Consider the following 13,498-nt stretch of genomic DNA (forward strand, 5'->3'; position numbering starts at 1 on the left):
TGCATGTATTAGGCACGCCGCCAGCGTTCGTCCTGAGCCAGGATCAAACTCTCCATAAAAGTGTTTGATATAGCTCATTGTCACAAACGTGACGTTTTTAAAACATTGACGAGATATCATCTATCTCTTTATTTCGCTTGGCTTTTTGTTCAGTTTTCAAAGAACTTACGTTGATGCGTTTTACAGCAACTTTTATATAATAACACATAAAATTCAGGTGAGTCAAGTGCTTTTTTTATAATTACTGTTGCTGTTCATCAGCGACGAATAATAATATATCATTTAATAAATTAATAATCAAGTGTTTTTCCGAAAAAATTTAATCGCTACTCTAATACAATTTAAAAAGGTGACATTAACTATTTGTCACCTTTAATTAATTAGCTTAATGAATTAATCAATTGAAACATAGGTACAAGTATAGCTAAAAACATTAATAGTACAATCATGCCTATAATAAAGAACATCGACGGTTGTACAATCATGACTAGTTTCTTTGTTTTTTCTTCTATTAAAAAGAATAAATGCTCACTGTAGTTCAGTAACTCTAGATCTAGCGCTCCACGTTTTTGTCCATGCTCAATTACTAGGGCTAGTTCATCGTTAAAGAATGGTCTTCTTGCTATAATTGCTGCAAACGCTTCTCCTTCTTCCAACCGATGAATTAACCAAGCGGCCTCATCTTGAAGAAATAGCATAATACTCTGATCCTTAAAAATATTTAGAGCTTGAGAAATAGATAAACCACCTTTTAACAAACTACTTAGCTGTACACAAAAATAATAAGTGATAAATGAGGAGGTAAATGAAGAAAGAAAAGGAAGTTTGAGTATTAATTTCATTTTCTTGTGGGGAGTATAGTGGCGAAACTTTGTTAAATAGTAAACTAAGCCAATTAGAGATAAAACCAACGCCAATAAAATTAGATAGGGGAAACAATCAATTAATCTAAGAAATAGAATCGTAACGAACGGTAACTCAACAGACATTGTATCAAATAATTTCTTAAAATGAGGAAACAAATAAGTCGCCATTATGACCATTACAATCATGAGGGTCCATATTAGGAATAATGGATACCTCAGTAACTTCCCTACCTTTTCTTTCGTTTGTTCTTGCTTAATATACAATGTACCTCCCTCAATTAACCCACTTGGGAGTTTGCCGATTTGTTCTGAAAAATAAATAAACGAGGAGATTTCTGCTGGTAACATTAGGCTCTCAAGCGCCTTATGGAAAGCTTGTCCTTCCTTTAAATCCTGCAGTACTTCTGACACTTTTACTCTTAAAGGTTGTTTTTGTGATATCAAAAGAAGTTCTAAACCATCGGAAAGACTGTACCCTTGATGCAACAAGTACCCCAATCGTTTCAGTAACTCCCCTTTTTTCATACCACTAATCTCCTTACGCCATTTCACTAATGTCACCCCATTTCTCTAAGGAACATCGTGTAATATAACCAAGTGCATATGCCTTAATCAATTGACTTTGTATAGTTTTGAATTTGATTGGATCTGGGCGCTCTTCAAAAATTCCGTACATCGCTTTTTCTAAGTTAGTACTTACCAACATCTCATAAATAGCTGTAATTTTACTGTTATTTAACTTTTCACAAAAGGATGAGCAATTCACTTTGCACAAAGGACACTTTCTCTCAACTAACCTTTGAGCAATGACACCGATGAGTGTTTGTTCAATATCATGTTTAGGAATGTTTAATTCTAATAGTCGGTAGATGGCACTCACTGTATCTTTTGTATGCATTGTTGTAAGAACAAGATGACCTGTCATTGCTGAGCGAATTGCTAATTGGGCAGTCAGGTTGTCGCGAATTTCACCAATCATAATAAGATCAGGGTCATGACGAAGTATGGCTTTTAAGCCCTCGTTATATGTAAGTCCAACTTTATCATTTATCTCCATTTGAACTAAACCTTCTGTTCTCTTCTCAATTGGATCTTCTAGAGTAACGATGTTTAATTGGTCAGCTTGTCTTGCTGCTAACATCATGGAATATAAAGTCGTCGTTTTACCTGATCCAGTCGGCCCAGTAATAATAATTAAGCCATTTCTTTTTTTAGTTAGTTGTTTCAGAAGTAATGAGTCAGTTGAAAATAAGGAAAGTTGTTCAATTTTTAAGGAATCGTCTTGAGGTAAAAGCCTTATTACTAAACTTTCCTGAAAAGGTGTAGGTATAGAAGAGAGGCGTAGACTAATACGTCTCGATTGAAAAGAAAATTCTAATGTACCATTTTGAGGTTTTCGTTTTTCACCAATATCCATTGAAGCAGAAAATTTAAAGTGACTAACAAGCTTTTCGCAAACCGCACTTGAGATTTCATCGAATAAAATCAATTTTTGATTGATACGAAAATAAATATTGGCTATCTTTCTACTAGGAACAATATGGATATCACTTGCATTCCTTTTCGAAGCTTCATTAAGAATTAGTTTACTTTTTTGCATTATATCTTCCAATTAAACACCACCTTATGTATTATTGTCTTCATTTTAACGATACTATCGATTTTCAATGATTTAAAGTAAAGTTTTTATAAAAAAATTGTATATTTCATTAATAATCGAACATAATAATGACTGTCAACCAGTTGCAATGGGCTATAGCCAAGCGGTAAGGCAACGGACTTTGACTCCGTCATGCGTAGGTTCGAATCCTGCTAGCCCAGCCATACATAAAAAACACCTCCTAAATCATCGGATTTGGAGGTGTTTTTATTTTAAAGTTGATTTTTTTCATTTAACTTTTCATTAACAGATGCCAATTTTCCATCAAGAGTTGTCTTTTTATCTCGGCGATCATCAATCCTAATATTCGTCGCAACTCGTTGTACCCCTGCTTCAAAAGGCACTTCGTGAATCGCTTGAATTACTTCAAAAAGAACAGGTAATTCTCCTTCAATAATCGTGCTCATTGGTGTTAATTGATATTTCACTTTATCCTCGTATTTTTTTAGAACTTCATGTATGTCTGCTACAAAGTGACTAACACTAGGAGAATTCGTACCAATTGGAATAATCGTTACATCAACTATTGCCATTTTCTTTTCCTCCTTCTTTACATATTTCTTTTCCTCTATTAAGTGTGGAAATTCTTGTTGGGCCAATTTTCTATAAGAACGTACAGCCGTTAATAAATGTACACGTTCTGGTTCAGTTGTTGTTATATGCTTCTGTAAATAATATGAGACTTTTAACACTAATTTCGTAACTATACGCATCGGTCTTTTATTTATAGTTTGATTTAGGAGGAGAACGATCAGTACAGCTCCATATGAACCCCACATGATTGCCGCTGTGAATGTATTAAAAGGGATTAGGATCAATGTAAGTACCACAACCGAACTAAAATAAATAACAACAGCATTTGTTGAACAATGAGGGTTGGTTATTGCCGCTTTTCGGATTTGATAAAGTCGTGATTGCTTTATTTTCCCGCGAGTACTGAAAACTTTATGTTCTGCCCCATGGTATTGCTTTAATGTCTTCGGAAACAAAAAGTGTGTGCCAAACATGTAGTAAAACAAAAAGTAATAAGGTAAACCACGCCAAATTGACAAATCAATGAAGAACAATAAGAGCTTAGGCACAAAAACAAGGGCCATGAAGACAATTGTAACTAATTTAAACAACAAAGGCATCGATGTAAAAACTTGTCGCGCCATCAGAAAAATTGTTTTCAGGTTAAGTGGCCTTACCCAGTCTGAAATTCTTCCATTATCGTTATACGCACAAGCTACAAATTCTTTTCCAATAAAAAAAATCCCATTTTGATAGGACAAACCTTTAATCATGTTGTCCAATCCTCTCTCATTGTTGTGGAATAGTCGTAAAGCGTTCAATCGTCCAATAATCAATGTCTAAACTTACTTCAGACAAGCGAGCTTGTTCAAAGAAAAGCCCATCATGCTCCACCCATGTATGGAGGTAACTAACTGAAATTTCATTTCCTGCAAACTGCTCTCCGTCTAATACAATTTCAAACGTCCCCAAATTCCCATAACCTATATGTTCTTGAACTTCATTGGGAAATTCGAAAATAATCCCGTCAAAAACAAAAGTACCATTTGTTTCATATATTTCCTTTCCGCTATGCCTTAACGTTAACTTTGAACTTAATATATAATCAGAATTAACCAGTTGTTGATTTTCTTCTTCAACTAATTTAACACCAATATAGTCTTGGCCTACAACCCCATCAATTGGCATTTCCTTCCAATCCCAAGACCCACTAATTGTTTGCTTATTTCCATTTGAACTAGTTTCGACAACTAGCGAAACAACACTATCTAGTTCTTCATTCGTAATCTGGTCGGAAGTATTTAAATAATGATAGCCCCCATAAAAGATAAATCCCATTAAAATGAGAGGTAATATGATGACTGCAGCATTTCCTCTAAACATAAACAACCACCTTATCTTTAATATATATCACTTTATTGTCTCTAAATTTTTATTATTTGTCTATCGTTTTACTACAAAGATTAGAGGCTGATCATGGATACCTCCTTTAGACCAGCCTCTACAATCATTCATTATTTAATCGATATGCACCATGATTCGTTGGACCAATGCCTCTGCCGATTGATAACGAATGAGTAATAGCTGCACTTATAAATTCCTTAGCCGTTTTTACAGCAACTGCTATTTCATCACCCTTTGCCAATTGAGCAGCAATTGCAGCAGCGAATGTACACCCAGTACCGTGTGTATTTTTAGTACTGATTCTTTCCGCTTCTAATAGAGTTATGTTTTCTCCATCATATAAAATATCAGTAGACTTTTCATCTCCTTCAAGATGTCCGCCCTTTAATACTACATACTTCGGCCCTAACGCATGTAACTTTTTAGCCGCTGCCTCCATTTCATCTAATGTAGCCATTTCAGGTACATTTAATATTTTTGCAGCTTCAGGTAAGTTAGGAGTAATAACTGTTGCAAGTGGAAGTAGTTTCGTAACAAGCGCTTCAACAGCAGCATCTTGTAATAATGATGCACCGCCCTTGGCAATCATTACAGGGTCGACAACAATATTACTCACATTATACTGTTTGAGCTTTTGGGCAACTAATTCAATAATCTCATCAGAAAATAACATTCCCGTTTTTACCGCATCCGCTCCAATATCTGATAATACAGCATCTAGTTGAGCTTCAATCGCCTCAATTGTTTGTGGAAAAACTCCATGAACACCTAATGTGTTTTGGGCAGTCAGTGCAGTGATTACACTCGTCCCAAAAGTGCCTAATTCTTGAAATGTCTTCAAATCAGCTTGAATCCCAGCCCCACCACCGCTATCAGAGCCTGCTATTGTTAATGCTTTATTCATAACGAATTTCACCTTCCTATTGTTCAAAAGTACAGCAAAATAGTTTATTCATAAAACTTTGCAGTCCTATTCTTTAGTTGTTTTTGTTCTGTTTTTTGAACTATTAACTAAAACGTTCTGGAGCAAAGGAACCTAATGGTACGATCTCTTGTTTTTCATCAAGAAGATCTGCAACAATATGTGCTGTTACTGGACTCAACAGTATTCCATTTCGATAATGTCCCGCAGCAAAAATAATCTCTGGTTTATTTGATAACTGGCCAATCAATGGATAACCATCCTGCGTTGCTGGTCTAAGCCCAGCCCAAGTATGGAACGGAACTTCCATTTCAAGAAACGGTAATACGTTTTTGTTCCAATTTGTTAATCTACGAATCCCTTTTTCTGTTACCGTTGTATCAAAACCAGCAATATCCTCTGACGCACCATTAACGAGTGTTCCATTTGCCTTTGGAACTAAATATCCTTGACTGGTGTAGATAATATGTTTTACCTTTCCTACTGGTATGTTATAAGCACATATTTGGCCTCTTATAGGATAAACGGGAATATTTAGATCAAACACATTTTCTAATTCTTTTGCCCATGCACCATTACTCACTACAAGACGGTCACCAGAAAAGGTTTGTCCGCTTTTTGCAATAATACTTATTTCTGACTTCCAACTTTGCACTGACACTTCTTCAAGATGATCAAAAATCTTTACACCTAACTTTAAGCAGCCTTCTTCTAATGCTTTTACATAATCTGGTGCATAAACATGGCTTTCTTCTGGATAGTACATGGCAGCGATCATATCACGTGAAAGTTCTTTTTCTAATTTAAATAGTTCTTCTCCATATAATATCTCTGCTTTTGCGCCAAACTGTCCTTGCCATTGCTGTCTCGTTTCCAATGCTAGCAGATCTGCTTCATGGTATACACAATGCAAACTCCCAGAGTTACTGTACTCAAAGTCCATTCCAGAAACATCTTTAACGTCCTTTTGCCATTTCGGATACAGTTTTAAACTTTCAAGGCATAATCTAAAAAAGTCATCTGGGTCCTCGCCTATCTCAGAAAATGGTGCAAGCATACCAGCCGCTGCACCAGAAGCCTGTCCTCCGCAAGCTACTTTTTCTAAGACCGTCACATCATGTCCTCTTCTTTGACACTCAAAAGCTGTTGCAAGTCCAATAATACCCCCACCTAGTACAACAATTCGTTCTCCCATTTATATTCACTCTTTCTATTTCAAGATCAACGATTCATAAGCACTACTTGCTGTTGCATACCGTTTTTGTGGAATTCGACCAGCCAAATATGACATTCGACCAGCTTCAATGGCATAACGCATCGCAGTTGCCATTTTAACAGGATCTTTTGCTTTGGCGACTGGTGTATTCATTAGAACACCATCGACACCAAGCTCCATCGCTTGGACAACATCTCGGGCCGACCCTAACCCAGCATCAACGATAATTGGAACATTAGCTTCCTCTACAATTAAAGATAAATTATAAGGATTTAAAATGCCTAAGCCTGTTCCAATTGGCGCTCCACCTGGCATAACTGCAGCTGCACCTGCTTCTTCTAACCTTTTACATAAAACAGGGTCGTCAGAAGTATAAGGAAGTACAACAAACCCTTCTTTAGCAAGAACTTCGGTTGCTTTTAAGGTTTCAATTGGGTCTGGTAATAAAGTTTTTTCATTTACACTAATCTCAACCTTAATCCAATCACTTAGTCCACTTGCTTTTGCCAATCTAGCGATACGAATAGCTTCTTCAGCTGTCTTTGCGCCTGAGGTATTAGGTAAATACGTAAATGTCTGTCCTTCTAAATGTTGTAAGATCGCATCCTCATCAGGAGCATCTAAATTAACACGTCGGATAGCAAAAGTTAAAACATCAGAACCCGATGCTTTAATTGCCTCATTCTGTACAAATGGATTAGGATAACGTCCTGTTCCTATAAAGAAACGTGAAGATAACTCTTTTCCACCGATGATTAATTTATCCTTGCTGTTCATATGATCATCCTCCTCCAACAAAATGAACTAATTCTATTTTCATTCCAGGTTCAACGATAGTAGCTTCCCAGTTATTCCTATCAATAATTTCACCATTCACTTCGGTAACAACTAAGTTCTTTTCCAACCCGTAATGCTTAACAACATCCGTAAGTGTATTCACTTCTAATTCAACCGTCTCACCATTAACATAAAGTTCCATTATATTTTCACCTTTTGATCAATTTTTTCTATGAACTGTTTACAAACAGATTGAATATCTTCTGCTCCAACAATTTCACTAATAGCACAAATACGACTAGCTCCTGCTTCTAGAACTTGATCTACGTTATGAAGCTTAATCCCACCAATAGCAACAAAAGGAATGGTAATTTCTTTAACAACTTGGCGAATATAATCGGTCGTTACGGGATCAACAACATCCACCTTACTCTTCGTTGGAAAAATTGGGCCCACTCCAATATAATCCGCTCCATTCTTCTGTGCAGCACGAGCTTCCTCGATTGCATGTGTAGATAAACCAATGATTTTGTTTCCAACGATCTTTCTAGCCTCTTCTATTGGTAAGTCATCCTGACCAATATGAATACCATCCGCATCAACAGCTAAAGCCACATCAATATGATCGTTTACAATAAACGTAACTCCATATTTCTTAGTTATTTCACGCAATTGCTTTGCCTTTTCAAAAACGACTTTTTTAGAGCTCGTTTTATCTCTTAATTGAATAATGTCAGATCCACCTTTTATCGCTTCTTCCATAACTGTTATCATATCTCGATTAGGGTGAAATTCTTCACCAGTAATTGTATAGAGCTTAAAATCTTTCATAGTCTTGTTGTCTCCTTTCACGTGTTTGGGACTTATTAAAAAAGTTTTTTGTAACGTAAAAATAAAACCGTAATCCAACGACGGATTACGGTTAGATATTGATATCAAATCAATTCTTCGACTTTCCTACGCTGGTTTTACCAGATCAGGTTCGAGGGTAAAAGGAATCCTTTTTCTCAGCCTAATTAAAGGCACCCCTAGTCACTCATATATAATTCTCTTTTTCATTATGACATAATTTTTATAGATTACAACCGAAAAAGCCTATGTTCAATTACTCTATTAGCGAATGGACCTCTTTATTAGTCAAATCAATTAACCATTCGTATTGATTACCGTACAACATCCAATTTCCATTTGGGGAAAGTTTTATCGGCGCTTGTAGTTCTAGATCTAAAATTTTTTGTTCAGTACCAGTTTCGACGTTAAACTGCGTTAATTCAAAAGGGGCATCATAACTAAAGAAATCACCGCTATAAAGTGGTCTTAAAAAATAAAATAAATGTTCACTCGAATCATATTGATGAAACGGTATCCACCACTGTTCAGAGTATGTGTTTAGCGTAGGAATTTGTAGTTCTCCAATTGGGTTATTATTTTTATAAAATTGATATAATGACATTTCAGCATCTAAAGAATCAACTGAAATGGCAACAAGGATATTTTCACCGAAGGTGACGAATGCTATCACTTCTTCTAAGATTTCTTCTGTATGATTCGTTTCAAGATTATACTTGTATATCGGAGCGAAAAAACTAGGAGCAAAAGAAGACCATTCTAGAAATGCTACTTCATCTTCATTGAGCCACTGAAAGTACATTTTTTCAAGATCAAGTTGAACTAACCTACCATCCTTAAGATTGAGTCGATACACATCGAATTCCCAGTCAGGAAGGAACGATATAATAATTAGTTCATCACGATCATACTGATTCCAAAATAAAGAAAAATCTTCCCCAATCTCACTTAATTTATAAACAACCTCTCCTTCTTTATTTATAAAATACAGAGGAGCTGTTAAATCATAAGTAGATGTCTGTATTGCAAAGTATGAATGGTCATAGTTTGCTTCTACCGAGAATATGGGTTCCTCACTTTGAAAAAATTCACTAATTTCTCCAGTATTTAAATTGATTTTATCTATGTAGGATACTGCATTTTCATCTTTTAAAAGGAGAATTGTTTGACTGTCATACCATTCACTTATTTCAACAAAACTATAAGGATTGATTTGTAAAGGAGTTTCAAATTTAGTTTCAATTAATAAATTCAATTCTTTTTGAATTAAATTAAGATTTTTTTGAGGTTGGTCTATCCTGACTTTATCTTTCGTAGTACATCCGACAATGAAAACTATAAGGAAGGTTATTACGAAAAACAGAGATTTACTTTTCATTTGAACCTCCGTTTAAATTTTCTAATAATATTATTCTTTTTTATTAGACTGTTTTGGCAAAAGTAAATCCTTTAGCAAAGAGCCTTTTATAATTTTGTTTTTTTACAGTGTTTTCAACAATTATTTAGTTCTCTTATTAGAGAATTAATTTTCATTATTACATGTTTCATACATATGCTCAATGATTTAAATTTACGTACATAATATTGACATAAAAAGGGTGCCTAAAGCGCGCACCCTTTTCCTTTTTTAGTTATAGGCTAAAAATCATAAAATTAGGATTTGATTTTGGAGATGCCGTGTTAATTATATAAAAATTTAGCCCCAGCTATCCCAGGATTAGTCATTTCTTTTGGATCTAATATTTCGTTTAGCTCTTCTTCTGAAAGGATGCCTCTTTCAATACAAATTTCCCTAACTGGTCGATCTGTCTGAATCGCTTCCTTAGCAATTCGACTTGCTGTTTCATAACCTACATGCGGGTTTATTGCTGTAATAATTCCAACACTTCTTTCAACCATCTCTTTACACTTTTCAATATTAGCCGTTATGCCCTCTATTGTATATTGTCTGAATACTTTTATCCCATTTTGAAGTATCGATAAGGATTGTAACAAATTAAATACTAACACAGGTTCCATTACATTTAATTCTAATTGCCCAGCTTCAGAAGCCAGACTTATCGTATGATCATTTCCAATTACCTGAAAGGATATTTGATTAATAACTTCACACATAACTGGATTAACTTTTCCTGGCATTATAGATGAGCCTGGTTGTCGTGCTGGTAGGTTAATTTCTTTTAACCCTGTTCTTGGTCCAGAGCTCATTAACCTCAAATCGTTGGCTATTTTTGATAAGTTAATTGCTAAGATTTTTAATGCACTTGATAATTCTGTATACGCATCTGTATTCTGTGTGGCATCAACTAGATCCTCTGCAGTTTCAAACGGTAATTGTGTAATATCAGCTAAATATTTGGCCACTTTTTGAATATATTCGGGTAATGCATTTAAACCAGTTCCGACCGCAGTTGCTCCCATATTTATTTTATATAGTTCGCTTAAAGAACCGTTTAACCTGCGTAAGTCCCTTGTAATTGCGCGACGATATGCACCAAATTCTTGGCCTAACCTTATTGGTACAGCATCTTGAAGGTGCGTACGGCCCATTTTTATTACATCATCAAATTCTTGTTCTTTTTCTGAAAGTGCTTGAATTAAATCTTGTAATTCCTTCGTTAAACCTTTAGCTAAATTTAGACAGGCAATATGAATAGCTGTTGGAAACGCATCATTTGTTGACTGCGCCATATTTACATGAGTATTTGGACTGACTTTTAAATATTCACCTTTCTGTCCACCTAGAAATTCAATCGCGCGATTTGCAATAACTTCATTGGCATTCATATTAAAGGAAGTTCCAGCTCCACCTTGAATAGCATCGACGATAAAGTGCTGGTTTAATTTTCCTTCTATAACTTCTTCAGAAGCTTCTACAATTGCATCAGCAATTTGAGGATTTAGTGCACCGACATCTCGGTTTGCCATAGCTGCTGCTTTTTTTACATATCCAAAGGCTTTAATCAACTCTTCATGCGGAGGATATCCTGTAATTGGAAAATTCTCTTTCGCCCGCATCGTTTGAATTCCGTAATAAGCATCAACTGGTACTTTTTTCTCACCAATTAAATCTCGTTCAACTCTATGTTTCTCCATGTAAAATTCCCCTTTTATTGACTAAATTAAATTTAGTTTTCTATCTATAATGTATTTCAATGCACCTTTTTTCTCAGTAGTTAATATTATTATATGTCAGCATTTTTTTGTCGTTTATTAGTAACGCACAAACTTCGTCTATTTTTGGCTTTTCGCTAACCAAGCACCGCCAATTACCCCAGCATCGTTTCCTAATGTGGCTGTGACGATTGAAGCACCTTCAAACACTCTTGGTAAGGCAAATTTCTGAAAAGCCCTTTCTAGTGGCTGCAACAAGGTTTGACCAGCTTTTGAAACACCACCACCAATGACAATTTTTTCAGGGTTTAATGCATTTGCCAAATTAGCTAACGCAAAACCTAAATGGTATGTAACATCTTCTATAACTTTTAATGCACATTGATCCTTTTTATCCGCACAACTGATTACCAATTTTGCGGTCATATGACCATCTTTAGCATATTCACTTGCTAATAAGCTATGAGGGTATTTATTAATGAATTCTTTTGCAATCCTTGCTATTCCTGTAGCTGAACTTATCGTTTCAAGGCAGCCCGTTTTACCACAATTACACTGATATCCGCCCTCTGGTACAGCTGTTATATGACCGATCTCTCCAGCCATCCCATTAACACCATGGAGAATATTACCATTGGCTATAATGCCTCCTCCTACCCCTGTTCCTAAAGTAACACAAAGCAAGTTTTTGGCACCATCACCAGCACCCCGCCACATCTCTCCTAATGCAGCGATATTAGCATCATTGTCAACTATAACGGGAAGGCCTGTATCCATTTCTAGACGATCCTTTAAATGGAAGTCCTTCCAACCGATATTAACTGCATGATAAATATAACCAGTTTCCATATTAATAAAACCTGGTGCTCCCATACCTATTGAATGCAATTGATCTTTTGTTTGTCCTAAATGTTCTAACGATTGATCAATCCACTTAGCGATATCTGTTGTAATTTCTCCTCCACCGTTTGTAGTATTTGTTGGAACTTCACCTTTATAAACAATATCACCATAAGGATCAATAAAAGCTAATTTAATTGTAGTACCACCAAGATCTACTCCTACAAACCATTTTGTTGTCATGTCATCAACCTTTCTATTTCTCACGTTGTTCTTTCTTTAAGATTAGTATGGCCTCTTGAAATAATTGTTTATCAAGCATACCTAACTCATACATCTCACGTATTTCCTCTTCCATCATCAAAGCATCTACATGACGATTTTTAGTATAAATAAAAGTACCATATTTTTTCAATAATTGTTGAACGTCATAATATGTCTTCATGTTTATCACCCACCTCCCCCATTATATCAACTTCCTTTTCACCAAGAAATATTTCAATATATAATTGTTTCATAATTTGTCACATAAAAAAGCCCTTATTTGTTCTAACATAAGAAGAGAACAATAATAAGGGGGTACTTACCTATGGAAAGCTTTACTTTTTTTATGTTAGGATTACTCGTTTTAGTAATCGCTGTAGTAATTGCTGTTATTTGTATTGTTAAAAAGAAATCGTTTATTATTCCTATTATTTTATTGGCTGCTGGATTTATATTAGCCTTTATTGGCTTATTTAACACAGAACATCACGAACGCGATTACTATTCAAGTAAAGAAACAGTTCTGGAAATGTTAAAGCCAAAGAACGTCTAGAAAATTTTAAAAATTGCTATGAAGAATAAGTAAACTAATGGTAGAAATGAAATATACTGAAATCTCCATACTTTTTGTAACACCTCATATTGAATAAGTTGTCCTATAAGAATGGAAAAATAAAAAAAGACAGATGAAACAAAATGAAGCCAAATATTTGCTTCACGAATATTCCACTCAATCCCGAATAAGAAGAACAGTAAAAATATTATACTCCATAATATTCTTGACTGTTGATGAAAAAAACCCATTGTAGGATGAAAACTTATAAAAGCGAGTACTATAAAAGCTATAATGACTAGCCCGAGTAAAATTTCTATAAATTGCAGGGCTATTATCTTTTCAACTAAACGCCCGACAATTATACCTAAATAAACTGTAAATGCAAAGAATAAAGTAACAAAAAATACTTGTAACCTTGATGGCATCATTCGTTTTGATATCATTAACCCGCCAATGCTAAAACTTATAGCAATCGTATAAAACATCCCTATTAAGGAACTAATCATTTCATTATCCT

The 13,498-nt window shown here is 35.1% G+C and carries 15 protein-coding genes, 1 tRNA gene, 1 rRNA gene, 1 pseudogene and 1 riboswitch; of the genes and pseudogenes, 2 read left to right on the forward strand and 16 right to left on the reverse strand.

Features of this window, described 5'->3' with window-relative positions:
- The 3 genes from GKP30_RS13530 to comGA form a co-directional block, all read right to left on the reverse strand.
- A 16S ribosomal RNA gene (locus tag GKP30_RS13530) occupies positions 1-59 on the reverse strand; the annotation flags it as partial.
- A 321-nt stretch (positions 60-380) separates the two neighbouring features.
- Positions 381-1,418 (reverse strand): competence type IV pilus assembly protein ComGB, encoded by a 1,038-nt coding sequence (comGB, locus tag GKP30_RS13535; protein WP_216829991.1) that lies wholly within the window; start codon positions 1,416-1,418, stop codon positions 381-383.
- Positions 1,405-2,478: a competence type IV pilus ATPase ComGA gene (gene comGA / locus GKP30_RS13540; RefSeq protein ID WP_236035083.1), complete on the reverse strand. Its 1,074-nt coding sequence runs from the start codon at positions 2,476-2,478 to the stop codon at positions 1,405-1,407. Before comGA ends, comGB begins: the two co-directional genes overlap by 14 nt.
- Before the next feature lie 137 nt (positions 2,479-2,615).
- Between comGA and GKP30_RS13545 the strand changes: the two genes are divergently transcribed.
- Positions 2,616-2,690 (forward strand) — tRNA-Gln (locus GKP30_RS13545).
- A gap of 48 nt (positions 2,691-2,738) precedes the next feature.
- On the opposite strand, the gene GKP30_RS23535 is transcribed toward GKP30_RS13545, so the two are convergent.
- From GKP30_RS23535 to GKP30_RS13600, 12 genes and pseudogenes are all read right to left on the reverse strand, one after another.
- A complete protein-coding gene (locus GKP30_RS23535; RefSeq protein WP_236035091.1) occupies positions 2,739-3,059 on the reverse strand; it encodes an MTH1187 family thiamine-binding protein in 321 nt (106 codons plus the stop codon).
- Between the two features lie 72 nt (positions 3,060-3,131).
- Positions 3,132-3,812: pseudogene (locus GKP30_RS23540) on the reverse strand (DUF1385 domain-containing protein); the annotation flags it as partial.
- A gap of 16 nt (positions 3,813-3,828) precedes the next feature.
- Positions 3,829-4,422, reverse strand: coding sequence for a hypothetical protein (locus GKP30_RS13555; RefSeq protein ID WP_216829993.1), 594 nt, complete (start codon positions 4,420-4,422; stop codon positions 3,829-3,831).
- A gap of 124 nt (positions 4,423-4,546) precedes the next feature.
- Positions 4,547-5,347: a bifunctional hydroxymethylpyrimidine kinase/phosphomethylpyrimidine kinase gene (gene thiD, locus GKP30_RS13560; protein ID WP_216829994.1), complete on the reverse strand. Its 801-nt coding sequence runs from the start codon at positions 5,345-5,347 to the stop codon at positions 4,547-4,549.
- A 103-nt stretch (positions 5,348-5,450) separates the two neighbouring features.
- Complete coding sequence (thiO, locus tag GKP30_RS13565) at positions 5,451-6,560, reverse strand: glycine oxidase ThiO (protein ID WP_216829995.1); 1,110 nt, start codon at positions 6,558-6,560, stop codon at positions 5,451-5,453.
- A 15-nt stretch (positions 6,561-6,575) separates the two neighbouring features.
- A complete protein-coding gene (locus GKP30_RS13570; RefSeq protein WP_216829996.1) occupies positions 6,576-7,358 on the reverse strand; it encodes a thiazole synthase in 783 nt (260 codons plus the stop codon).
- Positions 7,359-7,362: 4 nt separating this feature from the next.
- Complete coding sequence (gene thiS / locus GKP30_RS13575) at positions 7,363-7,560, reverse strand: sulfur carrier protein ThiS (RefSeq protein WP_216829997.1); 198 nt, start codon at positions 7,558-7,560, stop codon at positions 7,363-7,365.
- Positions 7,560-8,189: a thiamine phosphate synthase gene (gene thiE / locus GKP30_RS13580; protein WP_216829998.1), complete on the reverse strand. Its 630-nt coding sequence runs from the start codon at positions 8,187-8,189 to the stop codon at positions 7,560-7,562. Before thiE ends, thiS begins: the two co-directional genes overlap by 1 nt.
- A 106-nt stretch (positions 8,190-8,295) precedes the next feature.
- A riboswitch (TPP riboswitch) is annotated at positions 8,296-8,398 on the reverse strand.
- Positions 8,399-8,463: 65 nt separating this feature from the next.
- Entirely contained in the window at positions 8,464-9,585 is a 1,122-nt protein-coding gene (locus GKP30_RS13585) for a YqgU-like beta propeller domain-containing protein (RefSeq protein WP_216829999.1), read from the reverse strand.
- A gap of 302 nt (positions 9,586-9,887) precedes the next feature.
- Positions 9,888-11,303 (reverse strand): aspartate ammonia-lyase, encoded by a 1,416-nt coding sequence (aspA, locus tag GKP30_RS13590; protein ID WP_216830000.1) that lies wholly within the window; start codon positions 11,301-11,303, stop codon positions 9,888-9,890.
- A gap of 138 nt (positions 11,304-11,441) precedes the next feature.
- On the reverse strand, positions 11,442-12,404 hold the full coding sequence (locus tag GKP30_RS13595; protein ID WP_216830083.1) for an ROK family glucokinase: 963 nt from the start codon (positions 12,402-12,404) through the stop codon (positions 11,442-11,444).
- Between the two features lie 13 nt (positions 12,405-12,417).
- Entirely contained in the window at positions 12,418-12,606 is a 189-nt protein-coding gene (locus tag GKP30_RS13600) for a YqgQ family protein (RefSeq protein WP_216830001.1), read from the reverse strand.
- A 144-nt stretch (positions 12,607-12,750) separates the two neighbouring features.
- Between GKP30_RS13600 and GKP30_RS13605 the strand changes: the two genes are divergently transcribed.
- Positions 12,751-12,978, forward strand: a complete 228-nt coding sequence (locus GKP30_RS13605) for a hypothetical protein (protein ID WP_216830002.1) — start codon at positions 12,751-12,753, stop codon at positions 12,976-12,978.
- Here the strand turns inward: GKP30_RS13605 and GKP30_RS13610 are convergent.
- Positions 12,975-13,487: a hypothetical protein gene (locus tag GKP30_RS13610; RefSeq protein ID WP_216830003.1), complete on the reverse strand. Its 513-nt coding sequence runs from the start codon at positions 13,485-13,487 to the stop codon at positions 12,975-12,977. The two genes, GKP30_RS13605 and GKP30_RS13610, sit on opposite strands and share 4 nt — an antisense overlap.
- Positions 13,488-13,498: the final 11 nt, after the last annotated feature.

Source organism: Alkalihalobacterium elongatum (assembly GCF_019024285.1).
Lineage (GTDB): Bacteria > Bacillota > Bacilli > Bacillales > Bacillaceae_F > Alkalihalobacterium > Alkalihalobacterium elongatum.

Excerpts from the sequence above, each read along its gene's own strand:
- GKP30_RS23535 (WP_236035091.1), bottom strand. The coding sequence starts at position 3,059 with ATGGCAATAGTTGATGTAACGATTATTCCAATTGGTACGAATTCTCCT.
- GKP30_RS13555 (WP_216829993.1), bottom strand. The coding sequence starts at position 4,422 with ATGTTTAGAGGAAATGCTGCAGTCATCATATTACCTCTCATTTTAATG.
- thiD (WP_216829994.1), bottom strand. The coding sequence starts at position 5,347 with ATGAATAAAGCATTAACAATAGCAGGCTCTGATAGCGGTGGTGGGGCT.
- thiO (WP_216829995.1), bottom strand. The coding sequence starts at position 6,560 with ATGGGAGAACGAATTGTTGTACTAGGTGGGGGTATTATTGGACTTGCA.
- GKP30_RS13570 (WP_216829996.1), bottom strand. The coding sequence starts at position 7,358 with ATGAACAGCAAGGATAAATTAATCATCGGTGGAAAAGAGTTATCTTCA.
- thiS (WP_216829997.1), bottom strand. The coding sequence starts at position 7,560 with ATGGAACTTTATGTTAATGGTGAGACGGTTGAATTAGAAGTGAATACA.
- thiE (WP_216829998.1), bottom strand. The coding sequence starts at position 8,189 with ATGAAAGATTTTAAGCTCTATACAATTACTGGTGAAGAATTTCACCCT.
- GKP30_RS13585 (WP_216829999.1), bottom strand. The coding sequence starts at position 9,585 with ATGAAAAGTAAATCTCTGTTTTTCGTAATAACCTTCCTTATAGTTTTC.
- aspA (WP_216830000.1), bottom strand. The coding sequence starts at position 11,303 with ATGGAGAAACATAGAGTTGAACGAGATTTAATTGGTGAGAAAAAAGTA.
- GKP30_RS13595 (WP_216830083.1), bottom strand. The coding sequence starts at position 12,404 with ATGACAACAAAATGGTTTGTAGGAGTAGATCTTGGTGGTACTACAATT.
- GKP30_RS13600 (WP_216830001.1), bottom strand. The coding sequence starts at position 12,606 with ATGAAGACATATTATGACGTTCAACAATTATTGAAAAAATATGGTACT.
- GKP30_RS13605 (WP_216830002.1), top strand. The coding sequence starts at position 12,751 with ATGGAAAGCTTTACTTTTTTTATGTTAGGATTACTCGTTTTAGTAATC.
- GKP30_RS13610 (WP_216830003.1), bottom strand. The coding sequence starts at position 13,487 with ATGATTAGTTCCTTAATAGGGATGTTTTATACGATTGCTATAAGTTTT.